The sequence below is a fragment of the Streptomyces sp. NPDC046716 genome (assembly GCF_040645755.1).
Lineage (GTDB): Bacteria > Actinomycetota > Actinomycetes > Streptomycetales > Streptomycetaceae > Streptomyces.
Map to the genome: position 1 here is coordinate 49,193 of NZ_JBEYYU010000025.1, position 22,160 is coordinate 71,352.

Annotated in this window: 18 protein-coding genes and 4 tRNA genes; 13 read left to right on the forward strand and 9 right to left on the reverse strand. The window is 72.2% G+C overall.

The annotated features are described in order from the left end of the window. Positions 1–74 precede the first annotated feature (74 nt). Complete coding sequence (locus ABZ930_RS20080; RefSeq protein ID WP_361549480.1) at positions 75–1,214, forward strand: ABC transporter permease; 1,140 nt, start codon at positions 75–77, stop codon at positions 1,212–1,214. 55 nt (positions 1,215–1,269) lie between these two features. Here ABZ930_RS20080 and ABZ930_RS20085 read toward each other — a convergent pair. The 4 genes from ABZ930_RS20085 to ABZ930_RS20100 all read right to left on the reverse strand — a co-directional run bounded on the left by ABZ930_RS20085 (position 1,270) and on the right by ABZ930_RS20100 (position 3,191). Next, positions 1,270–1,343: transfer RNA gene (locus ABZ930_RS20085), tRNA-Phe, on the reverse strand. Positions 1,344–1,365: 22 nt separating this feature from the next. Beyond that, a tRNA-Asp gene (locus ABZ930_RS20090) sits at positions 1,366–1,440 on the reverse strand. Between the two features lie 38 nt (positions 1,441–1,478). Beyond that, positions 1,479–1,551, reverse strand: a tRNA-Glu gene (locus tag ABZ930_RS20095). Between the two features lie 80 nt (positions 1,552–1,631). Then, a complete protein-coding gene (locus tag ABZ930_RS20100) occupies positions 1,632–3,191 on the reverse strand; it encodes a metallophosphoesterase (protein ID WP_361549482.1) in 1,560 nt (519 codons plus the stop codon). Positions 3,192–3,249: 58 nt separating this feature from the next. On the opposite strand from ABZ930_RS20100, the gene ABZ930_RS20105 reads away from it, so the two are divergent. From ABZ930_RS20105 to ABZ930_RS20145, 9 genes are all read left to right on the forward strand, one after another. After that, positions 3,250–3,600: a metallopeptidase family protein gene (locus ABZ930_RS20105; RefSeq protein WP_181512717.1), complete on the forward strand. Its 351-nt coding sequence runs from the start codon at positions 3,250–3,252 to the stop codon at positions 3,598–3,600. A 140-nt stretch (positions 3,601–3,740) separates the two neighbouring features. Further along, complete coding sequence (locus tag ABZ930_RS20110) at positions 3,741–4,298, forward strand: hypothetical protein (protein ID WP_361549485.1); 558 nt, start codon at positions 3,741–3,743, stop codon at positions 4,296–4,298. Positions 4,299–4,536: 238 nt separating this feature from the next. After that, positions 4,537–6,786, forward strand: a complete 2,250-nt coding sequence (locus ABZ930_RS20115) for a DEAD/DEAH box helicase (RefSeq protein ID WP_361549487.1) — start codon at positions 4,537–4,539, stop codon at positions 6,784–6,786. Between the two features lie 218 nt (positions 6,787–7,004). Next, on the forward strand, positions 7,005–10,058 hold the full coding sequence (locus tag ABZ930_RS20120) for an FG-GAP-like repeat-containing protein (RefSeq protein ID WP_361549489.1): 3,054 nt from the start codon (positions 7,005–7,007) through the stop codon (positions 10,056–10,058). Positions 10,059–10,124: 66 nt separating this feature from the next. After that, entirely contained in the window at positions 10,125–11,645 is a 1,521-nt protein-coding gene (locus ABZ930_RS20125) for an amino acid permease (protein ID WP_361549491.1), read from the forward strand. Between the two features lie 83 nt (positions 11,646–11,728). Then, positions 11,729–11,801 (forward strand) — tRNA-Lys (locus ABZ930_RS20130). Positions 11,802–12,035: 234 nt separating this feature from the next. Further along, positions 12,036–13,289 (forward strand): PAS domain-containing protein, encoded by a 1,254-nt coding sequence (locus tag ABZ930_RS20135; protein WP_361549493.1) that lies wholly within the window; start codon positions 12,036–12,038, stop codon positions 13,287–13,289. A gap of 309 nt (positions 13,290–13,598) precedes the next feature. Continuing rightward, entirely contained in the window at positions 13,599–14,339 is a 741-nt protein-coding gene (locus ABZ930_RS20140; protein ID WP_361549495.1) for an ANTAR domain-containing protein, read from the forward strand. A 55-nt stretch (positions 14,340–14,394) separates the two neighbouring features. Further along, positions 14,395–15,096, forward strand: coding sequence for an ANTAR domain-containing protein (locus ABZ930_RS20145; protein ID WP_361549497.1), 702 nt, complete (start codon positions 14,395–14,397; stop codon positions 15,094–15,096). 27 nt (positions 15,097–15,123) lie between these two features. On the opposite strand, the gene ABZ930_RS20150 is transcribed toward ABZ930_RS20145, so the two are convergent. Both ABZ930_RS20150 and ABZ930_RS20155 read right to left on the reverse strand, forming a co-directional pair. Continuing rightward, complete coding sequence (locus ABZ930_RS20150; RefSeq protein ID WP_361549499.1) at positions 15,124–16,215, reverse strand: histidine kinase; 1,092 nt, start codon at positions 16,213–16,215, stop codon at positions 15,124–15,126. Further along, positions 16,212–16,880, reverse strand: a complete 669-nt coding sequence (locus tag ABZ930_RS20155; RefSeq protein WP_361549501.1) for a response regulator transcription factor — start codon at positions 16,878–16,880, stop codon at positions 16,212–16,214. Before ABZ930_RS20155 ends, ABZ930_RS20150 begins: the two co-directional genes overlap by 4 nt. Positions 16,881–17,056: 176 nt before the next feature. On the opposite strand from ABZ930_RS20155, the gene ABZ930_RS20160 reads away from it, so the two are divergent. Continuing rightward, positions 17,057–18,361 carry a DUF418 domain-containing protein gene (locus ABZ930_RS20160; protein ID WP_361549503.1) on the forward strand — a complete coding sequence of 435 codons (1,305 nt, stop codon included), beginning with the start codon at positions 17,057–17,059 and terminating at the stop codon, positions 18,359–18,361. A 63-nt stretch (positions 18,362–18,424) separates the two neighbouring features. On the opposite strand, the gene ABZ930_RS20165 is transcribed toward ABZ930_RS20160, so the two are convergent. Together ABZ930_RS20165 and ABZ930_RS20170 are read right to left on the reverse strand one after the other, a co-directional pair. Continuing rightward, positions 18,425–18,676 (reverse strand): chaplin, encoded by a 252-nt coding sequence (locus tag ABZ930_RS20165; protein WP_111667573.1) that lies wholly within the window; start codon positions 18,674–18,676, stop codon positions 18,425–18,427. 378 nt (positions 18,677–19,054) lie between these two features. Beyond that, positions 19,055–20,251, reverse strand: a complete 1,197-nt coding sequence (locus tag ABZ930_RS20170) for an FAD-dependent monooxygenase (RefSeq protein ID WP_361549506.1) — start codon at positions 20,249–20,251, stop codon at positions 19,055–19,057. Positions 20,252–20,424: 173 nt separating this feature from the next. On the opposite strand from ABZ930_RS20170, the gene ABZ930_RS20175 reads away from it, so the two are divergent. Together ABZ930_RS20175 and ABZ930_RS20180 are read left to right on the forward strand one after the other, a co-directional pair. After that, complete coding sequence (locus ABZ930_RS20175) at positions 20,425–20,814, forward strand: hypothetical protein (protein ID WP_361549508.1); 390 nt, start codon at positions 20,425–20,427, stop codon at positions 20,812–20,814. A 135-nt stretch (positions 20,815–20,949) separates the two neighbouring features. Next, the gene (locus tag ABZ930_RS20180; protein WP_361549509.1) at positions 20,950–21,216 is read left to right on the forward strand and encodes a chaplin; all 267 of its coding nucleotides are present in this window, start codon (positions 20,950–20,952) and stop codon (positions 21,214–21,216) included. A gap of 74 nt (positions 21,217–21,290) precedes the next feature. On the opposite strand, the gene ABZ930_RS20185 is transcribed toward ABZ930_RS20180, so the two are convergent. After that, positions 21,291–22,160: a tyrosinase family protein gene (locus tag ABZ930_RS20185; RefSeq protein ID WP_361549511.1), complete on the reverse strand. Its 870-nt coding sequence runs from the start codon at positions 22,158–22,160 to the stop codon at positions 21,291–21,293.

Sequence of the window (22,160 nt, forward strand, 5' to 3'; positions counted from 1 at the left end):
ACGGTTTTGGCTGGGTCGGCGCCGCGCACCGCTCTCGGGATGTATGCGGCTTATGACTGAATTAGCGTGCAGGTATGTCGCCGCTGCCCGACGAGGAACAACCGCGCCCCCATCCGCCGCACGGCGAGCCCGGTGAGCCCGGCGAGCCCGCGAGCCACCCCGCGCACGGTGCGCACGGCCGCCCGCCGACCCGGGCGGACCGCTGGGCGGGCTTCAAGAAGTCGCCGTTCCTGCCCGCGGTCGTCCTGACGCTCATCCTGGCCGCGGCGGCGGCCCTGTTCGCCGCCTCCTACACGTACTCCATGGCGAACCCGACCCCGCACCACATCCCCACCGGCGTCACCGGCGAGCGGGACGCGGCGCGGCGCAGCGCGTTCGTCGGGGCGATGGAGAAGGCGCTGGACGCCCAGCTCGACCTCAAGCACTACGCCACCCGGGAGGCGGCCCGCGACGCCATCGACGAGCAGCGGATCTACGCGGTCCTGGACGTGCGGGACGACGGCGCCCGGGTCGATCTGGAGGTCTCCGGCGCGTCCGGGGTCTCGGTCGCCCAGGTCTTCACGGAGTCGGCGCCGCAGGTCAGCAAGGAGACCGGGATCCCGGTGACGGTGAAGGACCTGAACCCGCTGCAGAGCGGCGATCCGCGCGGCCTGGCGATCTTCTACATCTCGCTGGCGGCCGTGATCATCGGCTTCGTCGGGGCGATCCAGCTGAGCGTCCACGCGCGCGGCCTGAACCCGGCGGAGCGGATCGTGGCCACGATCGCGTACGCGCTGCTCGGCGGGTTCGCGGTGGCGGCGGTCGTCGACTGGGGGCTCGGCGCGCTCGATCTGCCGTTCGTGGAGTCGTGGCTGATCCTCTCGCTGACGATGTTCACGTGCGGGATGGTCTTCACGATGTTCAACACGTTCTTCCACCGCTGGGCGATGATCCCGACCTGGGGCCTGCTGGTCCTGGTCGGCAACCCGGCGTCGGGCGGCGCGGTGGCGCCCCCGCTGCTGCCGACGGCCCTCGGCCGGCTCGGCCAGTGGCTGCCGCCGGGCGCGTCCGTGAACGCGCAGCACACGGCGGTCTACTTCCAGGGCCACCAGCACGCGTTCCCGTTCCTGGTGCTGGCCGGCTGGGCGGTGCTCTCGTCGGGCCTGTTCTGGTTCTGGCGGCACCGGCACCCGGGCGGCCGGGGCACCCAGCCGCTGCACGCGGCGGCGGTGTGAACACCTGACGGAGGAACGCCGAAGGCCCCGTCCGGAGACGGGGCCTTCGATGAAGTGGCTGGGGCCGGGATCGAACCGGCGACCTATCGCTTTTCAGGCGATCGCTCGTACCAACTGAGCTACCCAGCCACGCAGTTCCGAGGAACTGCAGCGGTCCTGACGGGATTTGAACCCGCGGCCTCCACCTTGACAGGGTGGCGAGCACTCCAAACTGCTCCACAGGACCCAGCTGTTGCGTGCAACAGTGTCGCACACGGTTTTGCGTGCCCCCAACGGGATTCGAACCCGTGCTACCGCCTTGAAAGGGCGGCGTCCTAGGCCGCTAGACGATGAGGGCTATCGGCCCGCCTGCGCGCTTCGCAGCGCGTCGGGGACGTGAGAAGCATATGGGATGCGGGGAGCTATCGCCAAAACGGTTTACGGGGACCCGCTCGGCGCGCTCGGCGAGGGCGTGGCGCCGGGCTGGTTCTCCTTGGGCAGATGGCGGCTGACCTCGGCCTTCGTCAGACCCAGACCGCCCAGCCGGATCTCGTCCCAGGCCTGGAGACGCTTGGTGGCGCGGTCCATGTAGAGCACCGACGCCTCGACCGGATCGGGGTGGCCGTTCGCGTTGTCGACGGCGCGCAGTCCGCTGCCGCCGGTCGAGCCCTCGACCCGCAGCCGGGTGCCGAGCGGGAGGACGTCCATCTGCTCGCGGTGGATGTGGCCCGCGAGGACCAGCGGGACGGTGCCGTCGACCTCCTTCGCGGCGGCCGGCTCGTGCGCGAGGGCGACGTCGACCGGGGTGCCCGCCGCCTCCTGGTCGCGGATGGCCGAGGCGAGCCGCAGTCCCGCCATCCGTTCGGCCGGATCGCCCTGGGCGACGGTCGAGCGGTCCGGCGTGTACTGCGGGTCGCCGGTGCCGGCGAAGCGCAGCCCGGCGACCGTGACCGCGCGGCCGTCGTCGAGGACGTGGACGTTCGGGAAGCGGGTGCGCGAGGAGAGGTACTTCTGCGTCGAGGTCTTCGAGTCGTGGTTGCCGCGGATCCAGACGTAGGGCGCGCCCAGGTCCTTGACGGGGTCGAGGAAGGCGTTCTCGGCGGCCGAGCCGTGGTCCATCGTGTCGCCGGTGTCGACGATCACCGAGATCCGGTACTGCCGCACGAGCGAGGCGATGATCTTCCAGGACGCCGGGTTGAGATGGATGTCCGAGACGTGCAGGACCCGGATGGTCGAGGGGTCCGGCTGGTACGTGGGCAGCGTGGACGTCACGTCGTAGAGCTGGGTGACGTTGGTGACCAGCCGGGCCAACTCCTGCTGGTAGACGTCGAACTCGGTGACGATCGAGCGCGCGTTGCCGACGACGGAGGGTGCCGAGGAGAGCAGTCCGGAGAACTTCGGCTCCAGGACCGACTTCGGGTTCCAGGTGGCGTACGCGGTCGCGCCCGACGCCGCGAGGAGGGCGAGGGCGAGTCCGCCGGCGGCCAGGGCGCGGCGCGGGCGGCGGTAGACCGCGAGGCCGAGCGCCGTCGCGCCGGAGACCACCGCCACGCAGGAGCGGATCGCCAGATCGGCGGTGCCGTGCTCCACGTCGCGGGCCACCTCGTCCTGGAGCCCCGAGAAGCGCTCGGGGTGGTCGACCAGTTCCTGGGAGCGGGCCGGGTCGAGCTGGTCCACGTCCACGTCGAGGCGGATGGGGGCGGTGTGCGAGTCGAGTTCCAGGGCGCCGAGCGGCGACACGTTGATCTTGGTGCCGCCGGTGAGGGAGGGGCGCAGGGTCATCTTGGTGTCCATGGGGCCCACCGGGGCCCGCACGCTGCCGACGATCAGCAGGCCGAGCCAGGCGCCGAGCAGCACCACCGCGACGAGGCCGAGGGCGCGCGCGTACGGGTGGGGCTGATGGACCAGTTCCAGGGTGAGGCGTGCGGGCCCGGGGCGGTGGAGCCCCCGGATCCGGCGGAGGGCTCGACGGGTCGCTGCTGAGGGCGAGCGGGCCATTGCTCCCGTATGCCCAAGTGGACGGGTCGATATGCGGGTTGTACCGGACAATGGACGGGTGCTGGAGATGACGCGCGAGGAGTTCGAGGAACTGGTGGCCGAAGCGCTCGACCGGATTCCGCCCGAGTTGACGCGGCTGATGGACAACGTCGCGGTGTTCGTGGAGGACGAGCCGCCCGCGGACGATCCCGAACTGCTCGGGCTCTACGAGGGCACTCCCCTGACCGACCGGGGCGAGTGGTACGCCGGCGTGCTCCCGGACCGGATCACGGTCTACCGGGGTCCGACGCTGCGCATGTGCGCGTCGCGGGAGGACGTGGTCGCGGAGACGGAGATCACCGTGGTGCACGAGATCGCGCACCACTTCGGGATCGACGACGCGCGGTTGCACGCCCTGGGTTACGGCTGACGGGCGTTCTTTGTGCGGGGTTTGTGCGGTGCCGGTGACGGCCGTGTCCCGTCCGTGTGCCCGTGCGTGTCCTCCCGAGGGGCCCGCCAGTTGGGGACGGTGACCTCGTCTCCTGCCGGATTCACCGGAGGTGCCCGCCCGTGCGCCAGCTGTCCGTCACCCGTGGTTCCCGCGACCCTCGCGATGTCCGCGACCCCCGCTTCCTGCTCCGGTCGGTCGGCCGGCTCGCCGTGACCACGGTCGCCGTCGCCGCGGCCGCCGGGTGCATGAGCGTCGCCGACGACGGCCGCCCCGCGACGCCGTCGCCGTCCTCCTCGCCGCGGAGCGCGGGCACCGCGCCGGACGGCGGGACGGTGGTCTCCGACGGCGCGGGCGGGGTGGACACGCAGGCCGGTGACTCCTCCGCCCCGCCGGCGGACGAGGCGTCGGGCGCCGCCACCCCGACGCCCTCGGCGACCGGGTCGGGACCGGCGACCGCGCCGCCGAGCCGGGGGACCGCGACGTCCGCACGCGCCTCGACGTCGGCCAGGCCCTCGTCGCCGCGCGATACGCCGTCCTCGCCGCAGCCCACCGAGGAGCCGCCGACGCCTTCGCCGACCCCGTCGCCCACCACCGCCGAGCCGTCGTCGTCCGCCCACGAGCAGTCCGGCCCCTCGGCGGACGGGGTGCCCGCGCCCCAGGCGGGGGACCCCGCATAGGTGCGCCAGGGGGGGTCTGTGACCGGGCTCTCAGGGAGGCGGTTTGCCTTGGGGGGTGGGGGGTGCGTATGGTGGTAGATCGTTTGATCCCATTTGCCCGGCGCCGTCAAGAGAGCGCCGCGTGGCGCGTACTCTCCCTTGCCGTGGCTGGACCGCATTGAGGCGGTCGACTTGCGAAAGCGCAATTACACGGAGTTGACGGGCGCGTGCCGAGACTCCGGAAGGTTTCGCATTTCGCATGTCCATTTCCACTGAAAACACCGTGTCCGAGCAGGCCGAGGCCGAGCAGTCCGTAGAGGCTGCCGAGACCGTCGAGACCCTGGACACCGCGGTCACCACCGACACCATCACCGACGCCGCCGATGAGGCCGACGCCGCCGACGAGGCCGTCGAGAGCGACGAGCCCACCATCACCTTCGCGGACCTCGGTCTGCCCGAGGGCGTCGTGCGCAAGCTCGCGCAGAACGGTGTGACCACCCCCTTCCCGATCCAGGCCGCGACCATCCCGGACGCCCTGGCCGGCAAGGACATCCTCGGCCGTGGCCGCACCGGCTCCGGCAAGACCCTCTCCTTCGGTCTGCCGACGCTGTCGCGTCTGGCCGGCGGCCGCAGCGAGAAGCACAAGCCGCGCGCCGTCATCCTCACCCCGACCCGTGAGCTCGCGATGCAGGTCGCGGACGCCCTGCAGCCCTACGGCGACCAGGTCGGCCTGAAGATGAAGGTCGTCTGCGGCGGTACCTCGATGGGCAACCAGATCTACGCCCTGGAGCGCGGCGTCGACATCCTCGTCGCCACCCCGGGCCGCCTGCGCGACCTCATCAACCGCGGCGCCGCCGACCTCAGCAACGTCGAGGTCGCCGTCCTCGACGAGGCCGACCAGATGTCCGACCTGGGCTTCCTGCCCGAGGTCACCGAGCTGCTCGACCAGGTCCCGGCCGGCGGCCAGCGGATGCTCTTCTCCGCCACCATGGAGAACGAGATCAAGACGCTCGTCACCCGCTACCTGAACGACCCGGTCAGCCACGAGGTCGACGCCGCCCAGGGCGCCGTCACGACCATGTCGCACCACATCCTGATCGTGAAGCCGAAGGACAAGGCGCCGGTCACCGCGGCCATCGCCGCCCGCAAGGGCCGCACGATCATCTTCGTCCGCACCCAGCTGGGCGCCGACCGCATCGCCGAGCAGCTCCGTGAGTCCGGTGTGAAGGCTGACGCGCTGCACGGCGGCATGACGCAGGGCGCGCGCACCCGCACCCTCGCCGATTTCAAGGACGGTTACGTCAACGCGCTGGTCGCCACCGACGTCGCCGCCCGCGGCATCCACGTCGACGGCATCGACCTGGTCCTGAACGTGGACCCGGCCGGCGACCACAAGGACTACCTGCACCGCGCGGGCCGCACGGCGCGTGCCGGCCGCACCGGCACGGTCGTCTCCCTGTCGCTGCCGCACCAGCGCCGCCAGATCTTCCGCCTCATGGAGGACGCGGGCGTCGACGCCGGGCGTCACATCATCCAGGGCGGCGCGGCCTTCGACCCGGAGGTCGCCGAGATCACCGGCGCCCGTTCGATGACCGAGGTCCAGGCCGAGTCCGCGGGCAACGCGGCGCAGCAGGCCGAGCGCGAGGTCTCCTCCCTCACCAAGCAGCTGGAGCGCGCCACCCGGCGCGCCGCCGAGCTGCGCGAGGAGGCCGACCGCCTCACCGCCCGCGCCGCCCGTGACCGCGGCGAGGACGAGGAGGGCGTGGCCGCGGCCGTGGCCGCCGCGACCGAGGCCGCCGCCGAGGCCGTCGCCGCTGCCGCCGCCGAGGTGCCGCGTCAGGAGGAGCGCACCGAGCGCTCGAACTCGTACGAGCCGCGCCAGCGCCGTGACGAGCGGGGCAACTTCGAGCGTCGTGACCGTCGTGACGACCGGGGCGGCGACCGTGGCGGCTTCCGTCGCGACAACGACCGCGGTGGCCGTTCCTTCGAGCGCCGTGACGACCGTGGCGGCCGTTCCTTCGAGCGTCGCGACGACCGTGGCGGCCGTTCTTTCGAGCGTCGTGACGACCGGGGCGGTGACCGTGGCGGCTTCCGTCGCGACAACGACCGTGGCGGCCGTTCCTTCGAGCGCCGTGACGACCGCGGTGGCGACCGTGGCGGCTTCCGCCGCGACGACCGCCGTGACAACGACCGCGGTGGCGACCGTGGCGGCCGTTCCTTCGAGCGCCGCGACAACGACCGTGGCGGCTTCGACCGGGGTGGCGACCGTGGTGGTCGTTCCTTCGAGCGTCGTGACAACGACCGTGGCGGCTTCCGCCGCGACGACCGCCCCTCCGGCGGTCACCGGGGCAGCGACCGTCCGTTCAACCGCGACCGCCGCGACGACCGTCCCTCCACGGGCGGCCACCGTCCCTACGGCCGCCGCGACGACCGCGCCGGCTCCGGCTCGGGCGCGGGTTCGTCCTTCGGCCGCCGTGACGACAAGCCGCGCTGGAAGCGCAACGGCTGACACAGCCCGGCGCTGATCGCCGATCGGCCCTGACGCACCGAAGCGGGCCCACCTTCCGAGGTGGGCCCGCTTTGTCGTGCTCACGCTGCTAGGCTCCGTGGGCCCGTGCATCGGGCAATCACTTGCGTTCCGAGGGGCCCCACACCCTCCGAAGCACTGGAGACGCGCCGCACCGCCGTGCCGCGCGCCTGTTTCGGGGAGGGCCCACGATGAGGGTCGTGAAGAAGAGACCGGCACGCGCGCGTGCGCTCGCGGCCGGTGCCGTGGCCGCCATGGCCGGTTCGTTGCTGCTGCCCGCCGGGGCTCCGGCCGGCGCCGCCGACGGGCCCGCCGAGTCGGTGATCGCCGCGCAGCCGCGCTTCCTGCCGCGGTCCGAGGCGCTGTACACCGCGGGTGAGAGCGGGTACCTCCACATGCAGGAGGGCACCAGCGGTGTGCAGTGGACCGACGGCGCCGCCGACGCGGGCCGGTCGGTGGCCAACGGCACGCTCAACGCCGGGCTCGGCGCGATCCGGGCCGCCTCCCCCTCCCGCACGGTGACCGTCACCGACCTCGCCACCGGGGACAGGCGCCCGTTCACCGTGCCGACCGGGCAGAGCTGGCCGAACACGTACAACGAGTCCGTCCTCATGACTGTGGAGAACGACACCGTCAAGGGCGTCACGACCGCGGTGCACCTGATCGCGGCGGACGGCACCGACCAGGTCACGACCGCGCTGCCGCCAGGGCTGACCATCACCGGTCAGGTCGCCCAGGACCGGCACGGCGCGGTGCTGCGGTTCCTCGCCGCCGACGGGGCGCACCTCTACGCCGTCGACTACTCCACCGGCGCCGTCACCGAGGTCTTCGCCTCGCTCGACCGCAGCGAACTGCCCACCGCCCTGGCCCTGTCGAAGGACACGGTGCTCGGCTACCGGCCCGCCGGGCTCACCGCGTTCACCACCGAGCGGGGCCGCGCCGACGCCCCCGTCACCCGCACCTCGGTGCCGGGTCCGACCGGCTCCACCAGCACGCCCAAGGCGTGGATGGCGCTCGCCGGGCACCGCATCCTCGTCGTCCACCAGGAGGCCCAGCCCACCTACTCGCAGGGCCAGAAGCTGTACGACGTCACGATCGGCGGGGGCGCCACCGAACTGCTCGCGCACGCGGACGAGCGGATGGCCACGGCCCCCGACGGCAGCGTGCTCGTCGTCGGCGGCAGCGGCGCCGGGGACTGGGCGGTGCGCCGCTTCGGCCCGGACGGCGGGGCCTCCGTGGTCCGCGCGGTGCCCCCGGTGACGGCCGACGTCGAGGGCCTGTCCGTCTCCGCGGGCCGGCTGTCCGTGGCGTCCCTGAACGAGGGGGACTCGGAGCTCGGCCTGTACACGTACGACCTGGACGCGTCCGGCAAGCCGGGCGAGCGGACGCTGAGCCACATCATCGGCAGCAACTACGCGGCCTGCGCGACCGGCTCGAAGTGTGTGGCGCTGCACGGCACGGGGAACGGCCAGACCGCCTACTCGACCGGCAGCTCGGTGCACCTCCCGATCGACCGGGGCTCCTTCGCCATGGTCGGTCTGCCCGGGGTCACGGACGCCCGGATCGACGACGTCTCCGGCCGCTACGTCCTGATGGAGTCGCCCGACCGCAAGAAGCAGTACATCGGCGACGTCGAGGAGCACTCCGCCGACGAGATCATCCACACCCGCACCACCTCCGCCGCCGCCCTGTGGGGAACCAAGCAGTGGAAGCCCGCGACCACGACCGGCAGCGTCAACGCGTACGACCTGAAGACGAAGAAGACCTCCGCCGACGTGAAGCTCGGCTCGGGCTGTGTGCCCAAGGAGCTTCAGGCGCTCGGGCGTTGGCTCTACTGGAACTGCGGGCCCACCGGCAAGGCCGGGGTGTGGGACCTGACGGTGGGCAAGAACATCACCGTGCCCTCGGGCGGCGAGGCGCTGCTCGGTGACGGCTTCCTGGTCCGCCACGACCGCGGCGGCGCGGGCAAGCTGCTCCTGACCGACTTCCACGGCGGCGCGGGCACCTCCGTCGCCACCCGTGACTTCGCGGACCTGCCCGCCGGGGATCTGCCGACGCAGCGCCACATCACCTGGGACGTCGACCGGTACACCGGCACCGTCGCCTGGGCCGATGCCGGCGGGCGCATCCACATCCGGCCCGCCGGAGTGCCGCGCACCCCGGTCGCGGCGATCGAGTCGACCACCGACGACTTCATCAACCTGGGCTGGACGGGCGAGGCCGAACAGAACGTCTGGCACGGCGCGTTCCAGCTGAGCCGCCCCGCCGCCCGCTGGAAGCTGGCCTTCAAGGACGTGTCCGGGCGCACCGCCCGCACCGTCACCGCGGGGCAGGCCCAGGGCGCGCACCTCACCCTGACCTGGGACGGCAAGCGGGACGACGGCTCGGTCGTGGACGGCGGCCGCTACAGCTGGTCGCTCGCCGCGGACGCCGGGGACGGCTACCGCACGGTGGGGTCCGGCACCACGGAGGTCGCCGGTGCGAAGACGACGTACCGCGACTACGACGGCAACGGCTTCGGCGAGCTGTACGGCTTCAGCTCCAAGGGCACCCTGCACACCGACGAGTTCCACGGCGGCGGGGGCATGTCCTCGTCCTCCAGCTCCGGCTGGCCGACCGGCAACCGGTTCTTCCCGTTCGGCGACCTGACCGGCGACCGCTGCAACGATGTCCTGGTGCGCACCTCCTCCGGCACGCTCTACCGCTACGACGGTTCCTGCGGCGGCGCGGTGAACACGAAAAGCGCCCATGTCTCGCTCGGCACGGGCTGGACGGCGTACGACTACCTGACGTGGGCCGGTGACCTGAACCGCGACGGCCGCCCCGACCTGATCGCCCGCAAGAAGTCCACCGGTGACCTGTACGTCTTCGCGGGCACGGCCGCCGGGAAGCTGGCCACGGGCAAGAAGATCCGCTCGGCCTGGAAGACGTACAACCAGATCCTGGGCGCGGGCGACCTGAACGGCGACGGCGTCGGTGACGTCCTCGCCCGCCGCACGGACGGCACGCTGTTCCGCTACGACGGCGCGGGCGACGGCACCCTCAGGGACCGCAAGACGGTCTTCACCAAGTGGGGTTCCTCGTACCGCAAGGTCATCGGTGTCGGCGACGTCGACTTCGACGGGAAGAACGACCTGTTGGCGTACGACACGTCGGGCCGCGTGTGGCGGAACGTGGGCGACGGCAAGGGGTCGTTCTCGTCCCGCTCGCAGGTCTGGGACGGGTACACGAACTACGCGGGCGGCCTGTCCTGACCTTTCGGTCCGGCCTGCGCTTGATCAGGAGCATGTCGCGCCCCCGGCAAGGGAATTGCTGGGGGCATGACAAGAGAAGACGGCGACGCCGCTGACCTGAAACCGCCCCCGACACCGGCATCGCCCCCGGCGCCGCCCGGCTCCGACGAGGAACGTCTCGCCCAGCTCGGGTACACGCAGGTCCTGGCCCGCCGGATGTCCGCGTTCTCGAACTACGCGGTGTCCTTCACGATCATCTCGGTGCTCTCCGGCTGCCTGACGATGTACCTGTTCGGCATGAACACCGGCGGCCCGGTGCTGATCACCTGGGGCTGGGTCGCGGTCGGCCTGATGACCCTCTTCGTGGGGCTGGCCATGGCCGAGATCTGTTCGGCCTATCCGACCTCGGCGGGGCTGTACTTCTGGGCGCACCGGCTGGCGCCGGAGAAGAGCGCGGCCGCGTGGGCCTGGTTCACCGGCTGGTTCAACGTGCTCGGGCAGGTCGCCGTGACCGCCGGCATCGACTTCGGCGCGGCGTCCTTCCTGGGCGCGTACCTGAACCTCCAGTTCGACTTCGAGGTGACGCCGGGGCGGACCATCCTGCTCTTCGCGGCGATCCTGGTCCTGCACGGCCTGCTCAACACCTTCGGCGTGCGCATCGTCGCCTTCCTGAACTCCGTCAGCGTGTGGTGGCACGTGCTGGGGGTCGCGGTGATCGTGGGCGCCCTGGCCTTCGTGCCGGACCACCACCGGTCGGCGTCGTTCGTCTTCGGCGAGTTCGTGAACAACACGGGCTGGGGCAGCGGCGTGTACGTCGTGCTGATCGGCCTGCTCATGGCGCAGTACACCTTCACCGGCTACGACGCCTCCGCCCACATGACCGAGGAGACGCACGACGCGTCCACGGCGGGCCCGAAGGGCATCGTCCAGTCGATCTGGACGTCCTGGATCGCCGGATTCGTCCTGCTCCTCGGCTTCACCTTCGCGATCCAGTCGTACAACGGCGCGCTCGAATCGCCGACGGGCGCGCCCCCGGCCCAGATCCTGCTCGACGCGCTGGGCGCGACGGCGGGCAAGCTGCTGCTGCTCGTCGTCATCGGCGCCCAGCTCTTCTGCGGGATGGCGTCCGTCACCGCCAACTCCCGCATGATCTACGCCTTCTCGCGCGACGGCGCCCTGCCGTTCTCCCGCGTCTGGCACACGGTCAGCCCGCGCACCCGGACGCCGGTCGCGGCGGTGTGGCTGGCGGCGGCGGGCGCGCTGGTGCTGGGCCTGCCGTATCTGATCAACGTCACGGCGTACACGGCGGTGACGTCGATCGCGGTCATCGGCCTCTACATCGCGTACGTCATCCCGACGCTGCTGCGGCTGCGCAAGGGCGACGCGTTCGAACGCGGGCCGTGGCACCTGGGCCGCTGGTCCGGTGCGGTGGGCGTGATCGCCGTGACCTGGGTGGCCGTGATCACGATCCTCTTCATGCTTCCGCAGGTCTCCCCGGTGACCTGGGAGACTTTCAATTACGCGCCCGTCGCGGTGCTCGTCGTGCTCGGTTTCGCGGGCGTGTGGTGGCTGGTCTCGGCCCGGCACTGGTTCCTCAACCGCTCCTGACCCGCCCCGGAACACCGATACCCGATCGGTGTTCCGGGCCCGGCGGGCTATGCTCGGGGGTGCGTCGGCGCGGGCCGGCGCGTGGACCGTTAGCTCAATTGGCAGAGCAGTGGACTTTTAATCCATTGGTTGTGGGTTCGAGTCCCACACGGTCTACGGGTGAAGGAGCGGGGTCACCCTCTCTGACCTGCTCATTGGCGCTCGGGTCGGCTTCGGTCGGCTCGGGCGCTTCTTCGTTGGCCTCATCGCCTCTGTCCTTGCAGGGGGGCGCGTTGCCTTGCACGGAGAGCTACCCTGCGGATAGGCACCCGTGGAGGGCTCAAGGCCGGCTGGGGGTGAGTGCCGGTGCATGAGGTGCTGAGGGCTACGTCCGGGAGCCGGTTGTTCACGGTGACCACGGCTCCGTATCTGGTGCTCGATACGAAGTGGCGCATCCGGGGGGCCAACGAGGCGTATCTGCGTGCCACCGAGCGGTCGCGGGACGAACTGATCGGCGCGTTCATGTTCGACGCGTTTCCGGACGATCCCAGGGACGCCAGCGCGACCGGCGTGCGTGACCTGACCGCTTCCCTGGAGCGGGTGCTGAGCCGCAGGGCACCCGATGACATGGGGATCCAGCCCTACAACATCCCGGGCCCGCGGGCTTCCGACATCTTCCGCCGCAGGATCTGGAGCCCGGTCAACTCCCCCCTGACCGACGCCGACGGCCGCGTGGTGGGCGCTCTGCACCACGTCGAGGACGTGACATCGGTGTACGAGGTGCTGCGCGGCGCCGGCAACGGTGCTGCCGGGGCTCGCGCACGGCAGCCCTCCGCGCTGGTGCGCCGGGCGATGCTGGCCGTCACCCGGTACGAGCGCGCTGCCCGGGAGGTGGCCGCCGGGCAGGCGATACCGGGTGATTCGGTTCGGGCCCGCGCCGCGTCGCACGGGGGGTCCGCCCAGCCGTTGTGGCACGCCGTGGTGCACGCCACTCGCCAGGCCCCTTCCGGTGGCTGCGCCGACGCGGTCTGCGATGCCGCCGTGCGGGACCTGCCCGGTACGGACGCCGCCGTGATCACCCTGCACGGTGGCGGGCTGGTCCCGATGGAGCTGGCTTGCAGTTCCCCGTGGGCCCGGCGTGTGGAGGAGTCGCAGTACGTCACCGGCGAGGGGCCGTCGGTGGCCGCGTTCGACACCGGTGAGCCGGTGCTCGTGTCCGACCTCGACCGGTCCGGCGCCGCGTGGCCCTTGTTCGCCGAGACCGCGGGCGGCCTCGGTGCCGGCGCCGCCTTCGCCTATCCCCTGTGCACCGCCACCGCCACGCTCGGCACCCTCACCCTGTACCGGGAGCGCCGGTCCGCCGTCGGCATCGAGCCGCCCGTCGAGGCGGAGGCGTTCGCCCAGATCGCGACGTTGGTGCTGTTGGCCGACATGGAGGACGACATCATTGATCGGGTGCGGGCCACCGCCGACCAGGACGACGTCGATATCGCCGCCGGGGTGGTCGCCGCGACCCGGGGCATCGGTGTGGACGAGGCTCTTCAGTGGCTGCGTGTCCGGGCACGGGCGCAGCAGGTGTCCGTCGTGGACCTCGCCCGTGCCCTGCTCGCCCGCCCGCCGTGGGGCTCCGGTGGTCCTCGAGGCGATGCGGCCGGCGGGCGATGATGTCGCTCAGTCGGGCAAGGTGCCGGAAGACCCGGCAACGGCCCTGAGAAACCTGGGTACTTGCCTGTTCCGTCCTCTGCTGCGCGGGTAAACTGCCGTTCGTACCGTAAGGCCGTCGCAGGCCGGCAGGATCCGGCGATGAGGTGGCTTTCGACGGGCGCACTCAGGAAGTGGGCGAGCTGAAGCACTGCCCGTCAGCGGGCACGACCGGGCCTTCCGATGAGGTCGCCTCCCTTTTTCGCCAGCGCCCCGCAGGCCCGGACCTCGTCGGCGTCGGCAGGCGGAAGCCGGCCGACCGGCAGGCGCCGCATGTCCACCACCGACCGCGAAACACGCATCGCGGATGCCGTCCTCGTTCTCGCCCACCGCCCCATGGACTTCGATCCGCTCGAACTGCTGCACGACCTGACCGGCCAGGTGGTCGCGCTGCTGCCGGTGCGTTGCGCCGGAGTCACCCTCCTGGACCGCAACACCCGCGAGCCCGTCCACGTCACCGCCTCGGACGAAGTGTGCCTGGCCCTGGAACGGGGGCAGTCCGCTCTGGGGGAGGGCCCCTGCCTCGACAGTGCCCGTGCCCGCCGACCGCTGCCGGTGCTGTCGCTGACCGAACCGCCGGGCAGTCTCCGCTGGCCGCGCTTCGCGCCCTACGCCCGCCGGGCGGGCATCACAGCGGTCGCCGCGGTGTCCCTGTGCCTGCCCCAGATGTACCTGGGCGCCATGAACCTGATGATGACCCGCCCGGCCGACGTCAGCGCGCGGGATCTGCGGCTGGCTCGGTTCCTGGCCGACGCCGCTGCCGTGGCCCTGGCCCACCAGCAGCAACTGGCCGACAAGGACACGGTCCTCGCCCAGCTGCAGCGGGCGTTGGACAGCCGTCTGGTCATCGAACAGGCCAAGGGCGTGCTCGCCGCCCGCCTCCAGCTGAGCATGGACGAGGCTTTCGAGCGTCTGCGGGCCCACGCCCGATCGAGGCAGCAGAAACTCACCGAGCTGTCAGCCCGGATAGCCCGGGGCGACGTGCCCACCGAGCTACTCGACCCCACTCGGTGACGCGGCGCTCGCTGGCTGCGGCCGGGCACCCGCTACAGCCTCGAGGAGATGAGTGATGGCCCGCGACGACTTCCCCGGACTCCTACAGCGCCTGCGCCAGGCCGCCCGCGCCGGAGCCGACCTGTCCGTTGCCCAGGCCGCCGACGCCGCACGCCTGTTGCGTCTGAACGGCGTCACACTGAGCCTGTTGCCCACCCGCGGCCCACCGGAACTGTTGTGGTTCGATCCGGTCGACACGCTCGGCCGCACTCTGGAAGACCTGCAGTACTCCCTCGGCGAAGGACCCACCCTGGACGCTGCCCGCACCGGTCGGATCATCGCCGAAACCGACCTGCACGCCGTACCCGCTGATCGCTGGCCCCTGTTCGCCCCGGCCGCCTGCGGCACCCCGGCCCGTGCCGTCGTCGCCCGCCCCTTGCTCCTGGGCGTCGCCACCGCCGGTGTCCTCACCGGTTACCGCACCACGCCCGGCCCCCTGCCCACACGTCAGCGCCAGGACATCGCCCGCTTCGCCCGCATCGCCCTGGACCTGCTCCTGCACACCCCACCCCACGCCATGGTCACCGGAACGGGCGGTGCCGACCTCCACCGCAAAGAAGTCCACCAGGCCGCCGGCATCCTCACGGTCCAGCTCGGTATCGGCATCGACGACGCCCTGCTTCGCCTGCGCGCCCACGCCTGGCGTCACGACCAGGCGCTGCCGGACGTCGCCCGCGCCGTCATCACCGGCGGCCTCCGCCTCGCCCCCCACACCTGAACTCGGCAAAGCCGACCGCGGCGGAACTCAGCCGGGGCTCCCCGTCGGCAGCTCGAGCCGCAGCGCGAACCCCCCGTCGGACGTCGGCCCGGACGTGACGCTGCCGCCCAGGAGCTCGGCGCGCTGGCCCAGGCCGATCAGGCCGTGGTGGGCGCCGGGCAGCCGCAGGGCCGGGCGGGTGGGGGTGGTGTTCGTGATGGTGACGCGGAGCCGGGGGCCGTGGTGCTGGATGCGGACCGTGGCGGTGGCGCCGGGCGCGTGCTTGCGTACGTTCGTCAGGGCTTCCTGGACCGTGCGGTAGACGGCGCGCTGGAGTCTCGGCGGGAGTTCGCCGGAGACGTTCGTGACCAGTTCCGTCTCGATCCCGCTGGCCCCGACCAACTGGTGGAGGTCGGCGAGGGAGGGCTGCGGGGTGAGTTCGGTGGGGCGGCTGCCGGAGGCGCGCAGCACGCCGATCATGTGCCGCAGCTCGTCGAGGGTCTGGACGCTGAGCCGCCGGATCGTGGCACCGGCGGCCCGGGCGTCGGCGTCCCGGCTGCCCACCTGGAGCGCCCCGGCCTGCACCGCGATCAGGCTGACCTGGTGCGAGACGACATCGTGCATCTCCCGCGCGAGCTGGGCGCGCTCCTTCGCCAGCACGGCCTGTGAGGTGAGCAGTTGCTGGTGCTCGCGGGCCTCGGTGATCTCGGCGAGGCGGAGCGAGAGCTCCCGGTGGGCCTGGACGAGCTGGCCGAGGAAGACGGGGGCGGCGGCCGTGGCGAGGGTGTAGGTGATGTTGACGAGGGCGTGGGTCCGGCCGAGCTCGCCGGTCTCCAGGGTCGACCACGGCCAGGGCATGAAGTCGCAGACCGTGAACGCGAGGGCGCAGCACACCAGCAGGCTGCGGTGCCGGGCGAGCGAGGAGAGCGTGTAGAGCGCGGCCAGGGTGGCGAAGACCGCGTCGGTGAGCAGGGCGCTGGGCAGGGTCAGCGCGAAGACGAGGAGCGGTCGCCTGCGGCGCACGGTGAGCGCGGCCACCCCGAGCAGCGCGGCGGCCATGGCGCTGTGGTCCTCGCCGTCGACGTTGACCCAGACGTCCGCCAGGGCGGCGGCCACGAGCACCGCGTCGGAGGGTTTCACCGGCCGTCCCGGTCCTGGTCGGGCCAGAGGACTCCGGCGCGCTCGGCGAGCAGCGCCGCCTGCACCCGGGTGCCGACCTCCAGCTTCTCCAGCAGCGCGCTGACGTGCCCCTTGACCGTGCCGACGCTCAGGTGCAGCCGGGTGCCGATGTCCGCGTTCGCGAGCCCCTCGGCCATGAGGACCAGGACGTCCCGCTCCCGTCCGGTCAGCCGGCCGACGAGGAGGGCGGCGCCCGGCTCGCGTCCGCCCTGGTCGAGGAAACCGTTCACCACGGTGCGCGTCACCCGCGAGGAGAGCACGGTCCCGCCCTCGGCCAGCGTGCGGATCAGGTACGGCAGTTGCTCCGGATCCGTGTCCTTGAGCAGGAACCCGGCGGCGCCCGACCGCAGCGCGGCCTCGATGTACTCGTCGGCGTCGAAGGTGGTCAGCATGGCCACCACCGGAGGGTCGTCGAGCCGGCGCAGCTCGTCCAGCACGGTCAGCCCGTCCACGTCGGGCATCCGGATGTCCAGGAGCACGACGTCCGGCTCCGACTCCCGTACGGACGCGAGTGCTTGGCCGCCGGAGACGGCCGCCACCACCTCGATGCCCTCGGTGGCGTCGAGGATGTGCGTGAAGCCCGTACGGACGAGTGCCTCGTCGTCGACCACCAGAACCCGGATCATGCGCGCTCCGCTCGCCATGTGCCGTCATCCGATGCGTACCACGCGCGCGGGCGGCCGTCTGCGGTGTCCGTCGGTACGCGGACGGGTGGACGGCAGGGATCCGGCCGGTCGGCGGGGGCGGCTTCGGCCGGTCGGCGGGTGGGGCGCGGGGGGCCGCCGCGTGAACCCTGGGAGCCATGACAGACGAAGGCTCTCCGGTCCCGCCGCATGCGGCGTTGCGCGAGGCGGCGGCGGTCCCCTTTCCTCTCTCCTCCGCCGCCGCCTCTCCCCCGACTCCGAAACCGACCTCGGCCCGGACCGCGACAGGGCGTCTGGTCGGCGTCGATCTGGCCCGTGGCCTCGCGGTGTTCGGCATGTACGCCGTCCATGTCGGCCCCGACCCCGAGGTGGGCGGGCCCCTGGGCTTTCTGCTGGAGGCGGCGCGCGGCCGCTCGGCCACGCTGTTCGGCGTGCTCGCCGGGTTCTCGCTGGTCCTCATCATGGGCAGGCGCCGCCCGCGCAGGGGGCGGCCCGCCCGGCGGGCGACGACGCGCGTCGTGATCCGCGCCGTCATGCTCATCGCCCTCGGCTACGCCCTGACGGCACTGGACACGTCCATCGACGTGATCCTCAGTTTCTACGGTCTGCTCTTCCTGCTGCTCCTGCCGCTGTACCGGTTGCGCGCCGGAACACTCGCGCTCCTCGCCGCCGCCGGAGCACTGCTCCTGCCGCAGATCCTCTACGCGATACGGGTGGCCCTCGACGAGGGAAGCTGGGGGGACACACTCATCAGCGCGGACCCGCTGGCCCGGATCACCGGCACGGACGGCCTCGTGGAGCTGCTGTTCACCGGCGAGTACCCGGCGCTCACCTGGGCGCCGTTCCTGCTCGCGGGGATGGCGGTCGCCCGCCTCGACCTGACCCGCCCGGGGGTCCGCGCCAAGCTGGCCCTGACCGGCACGGGCCTCGCCGTCCTCGGCTACGGCCTGTCCTGGCTGGCCCTGCGGCTGGTGCCCGGCGCGGTGAGCCTCATCGCCTCGGCCACGGACGGCGGTTCGGCCTCCTCGGCCTGGTGGTCCGACGCGGTGGGCGATCCCTACGGCGGCGCGAGCACCCCGCTCGCGTGGCTGCTGGTGGCGGCGCCGCACAGCCAGAGCACGTTCTCCGTCCTCGGCAGCACCGGTGTCGCGCTGCTGGTCCTGGCGTGCTGCCTGACCGTCGTCGACCGGATGCCGCGGCTCACCCGGGTCCTCGCGCCCGTCGCCGCGGTCGGCACCATGGCGCTGACCGTCTATGCCCTGCACATCGTCGCGCTCTGGCTGCTGACCGACGTCTGGTCGGTGCCCGCGGCCGACAGCGACACGATGGCGGCCCTCCCGATGCTGCTCGCCTTCATCGCGGGCGCGATGCTGCTGGCCGTCCTGTGGACCGCCCGCTTCCGGCGCGGCCCCCTGGAGAGCCTGGTGCACCTCGCCGAGTTCCCCGCGCGCCGTGTGCGATGAGCGTGCCGCGTGCGATGAGCGTGCCCGGGCCGAAAGGCCCGGGCACGCCCGTGTTCGCGATGCTCAGCCGTTGACGCAGGCGTTGCCGAACGCCGGGTTGAGCAGGCCGATCACGTTGGCCGAGTTGCCGCAGACGTTGACCGGAACGTCGATCGGAACCTGGACGACGTTCCCGGACAGCACGCCGGGGCTGTTCGCGGCGAACCCGGCGGCGGTGGCGCCGTCGGGACCGTCCTGCGCGGAGGCGACGGCAGCGGAACCCAGAACCGCGGTCCCGGCCAGGACCGTGGCGGCTGCGAATGCGCGAAGACGCATCGTTTCTCCCTTAAAGGTGAGGGGAATATGACGCGTCAATCACACCGCCGCCGGGCCCGCGGGACGGCGAATTGAGCCGTAGGCGGGCGTGTCCCGCCGACGGTCAATGACCCCGGTGCGGCGCCGGATCCACCCGCACCCAGCCGCGCGAAGGCCGGGCGGGACGGGCCGGATGCGCTGGTGAGGGCGCTGGAACGGTCCTTCCGTGGGCCTGCCACAGGCGCACCACGGTCTCGTAGATCGGAGTGTCCGACGGAGGATTCGGCATACTCGTCCGATCGTTTCTCTTCATCTCCATGGCCTGCTCAACGAAGTGCGGGTGCCGGAAGAACGGACCGTTATCCCGGTGCAATGAAAAAAGGGTGCCCGGTCCTTCGTTCAGTCCTTCTGAAGGAACCGGGCGAGGTGCGGACCGAGCCGCCGCTTCAGCGACCGCAGGGCGCCGGTGCCGTTGACCACCCGGTCCACGCGGTAGTACAGCCGGGGCGGGACGTGCGGCAGCAGCGGCGAGTGGCGCTGCCCGAGCAGGGCGAACATCTGCGCGGGCGGCAACCCGACGTAGCGCGGCAGGTTCTCGTACCAGCCGGCGCTGTGCCGGGCCGCGCTCTGCACCGGCAGCAGCGCGTGCCGCCGGGTCCGCTCGTAGCGGCCGAGGGCGGAGTCGAGCGGGGCGTCGCCGTCCAGGGCCCGCGCCAGCGCCATCGAGTCCTGCATCGCCAGGGTGGTGCCCGCGCCGATGGAGTAGTGCGTGGTGTGGGCGGCGTCGCCCAGCAGGACCAGATTGCCGCGGGACCAGGTCCGGTTGGTGACCGTGCCGAACCGCTGCCACTGCGCGGGGCCGTCCACGTCGGTCCGGCCGATCAGCGGGTGTCCGCGCAGCGGCTCGGCGAAGAGGTCCCCGAGCAGCTTCAGGGCGACGTCCCGCTCCAGCGCGTCGAGGCCGAGGCCGGTCCAGGTGGCGGGCGAGCACTCGACGATGAAGGTGCTGTGCTCGCCGTCGTAGCCGTACGCGTAGCACCAGATCCAGCCGTGCCCGCTCTCCACGAAGGCGAAGGTGAAGGACCGGAACACCTGCGTCGTGCCGAGCCAGACGAACCGGTTGCGCCCCGGCACGGTCCGGGTGCCGAAGTGCTCCGCGTGCTCGTCGCGCAGCGCGCTGCGGGCGCCGTCGCCGGCCACGATCAGGTCGCCGTCCAGGTCGGGGTCCCCGGGCGCGACCGGGTGGTCGTAGGACAGCTCGACGCCCAGGCCGGACGCCCGGTCGGCCAGGATCTCGAGGAGCCGGTGGCGGCCGATCGCGAAGCCCGTGTCGCCGTGGTGGACGGTGGTCCGGCCGCCGACGTGCGCCACGCCGTCGGTCCACCGCACCGAGTGCTCCTCGATGGCGCGCGCGGACTCGGGGTCGTGCGCCGTGAGGGTGTCGAGCATGTCCGGCCAGTAGGTGACGCCCCAGCCGTACGTCGCCCCGGCGGGGTTCCGTTCGTGGACGGTGACGTGCCGTCTGCGGTCCCGCAGTTTCAACAGGATGGACAAGTACAGCGACGCGGGTCCTCCGCCGGCGCAGACCACCTTCATACGTCCTCCTCCGCTGCGGGCGACTTCCCCGGACACCCGGGGTACCCGGGAAACGACAGGGCGTCCGTCTGGTTCTGATCCGTTCCGGGGCGCCCCGTTCGGTCCTCCCCGCCTGCGCGCGGGTCCGCGGGCGAGCACTGTGGGGAAGGGGCGACGGAAAGGCGTACGCAAGGATGTTCCTCACCCGGTGCGCGGTCCTGCTCGGAGCGGCGGCCCTCGCCTCCCTCCCCGTGACCGCGGCCCCCGCGACGGCGGACACCCGGGACCGGCCGGTGCTGCTGACGGCCGCTCAGTGCCGGGCGCGCGGAGGCACCCCCGTGTTCCGCGTCTTCGGCGGCGGTGACGCCTACCGGTGCGTCAAGCGGGTCGCGGGCGCCGGTCCCGCGGCCGGCGGAACGGACACGGGGTTCGCCTACGTCCGCCGCCCGCACTTCGACCTGGACTATCTGGCCCCCGCCGAATGCCGCGCCGGCGGCGGCGTCCCGCGCTGGGCGGACGACGGCGACGTGCGGATGTGCCGGGGCGGCGCGTACGACGGGAGGACCGTGGCACCCGCCGTTTGAGGGACGAGGGCCGCCGGGTGCTTCCCTTTTCAGGATGTATCCGCGCAAAAGCCGTTACTGCCGACGGGTCGCGGCCGTTGAACAGGCCGACGGCTGCGACCACGCGGCCGCACTGCCAAGCAAAAGGAGAACGTGATGTCTCGCATCGCGAAGGCAGCCGCTGTCGCCCTCGGCACGGGTGCCGTGGTGATGAGCGGCGCCGGCCTGGCCATGGCCGACGCGGGCGCCCAGGGCGCTGCCACCAACTCGCCGGGCGTCCTGTCGGGCAACCTGGTCCAGGTCCCCGTCCACGTTCCGGTCAACGCCTGCGGCAACACCGTGGACGTCATCGGTCTGCTGAACCCGGCGTTCGGCAACACCTGCGTGAACAGCGACGGTGGCGACATGGGCTACGGCGGCTGACACGTCGCAGCGTACGCGTACTGACGAGGGCCCCCGGCACACGGTGCCGGGGGCCCTCGTGCGTGCGGCGACGGTCAGGCGTAGCGGTACAGGCTCCGGTGTTCGAGCATGTCGCGGATCGGGGTGTTCCAGGGCGGCATGCGGTCGCCCGCGGCCAGGATGCGCTTGCGCTGCGCGTCGCCCAGGCCGGGCCGCTCGGCCGGCAGATAGGGCGCCGCGTCGGGATGCCGCTCGCGCCACCGCGACCAGCACAGGTCGACGAAGGCGTGGTGCAGCCAGAACACGGGGTCGTTCACCGAACCGGCGCCCAGCATGTGCCCGCTGACCCAGCGGTGCACCCGGTTGTGGTTGTACCAGGTGCGGTCGCCGAGCCGGCTCGGCCAGCCCTCGAACGCGTTGCGGAACCCGCTGGACGCCGTGGAGTTCCACGGACTCGCGTCGTACGCGGACTCCCGCATCGCCGACGCCAGCTCGGCCTTGTCCGGCAGCTCCACCGGGGCCTGCGGCCGCCCGAAGTCCCGCATCAGGAAGTCGCCGTCGGTCACGGCCACCGTGACGGTCCAGTGGCCGTGGGCGCGTGCGAACGGCCCGGTCGTCACCCGCCGGTCGCCGCCGCGGCCGTTGCCGCCCAGGAGGTCCTCGCCCCACAGCGAGGCGGCCGGTGTGCGGTCCGCCGTCCAGTCCCAGTACGGGACGGTGACCCCCGCGTCCACCTTCTGCAGGGCCCTCTCGAACTCCAGCAGGAACTTGCGGTGCCAGGGGAAGAACGACGGGGCCATGTGCGCGACGCGCAGACCGCCGTCACCGTCCCCTTGGTAGAACTCGATGTGCGTCCGCACGAAATCGTCGTAGCGGCCGCTCTTCTTGACCGCCAGCACGGCGTCCACGAAGCGCCGCTTCTGCGCCTTGGTGAGCGTGTTCTGGTTCTGCCGGGTGTGGACCAT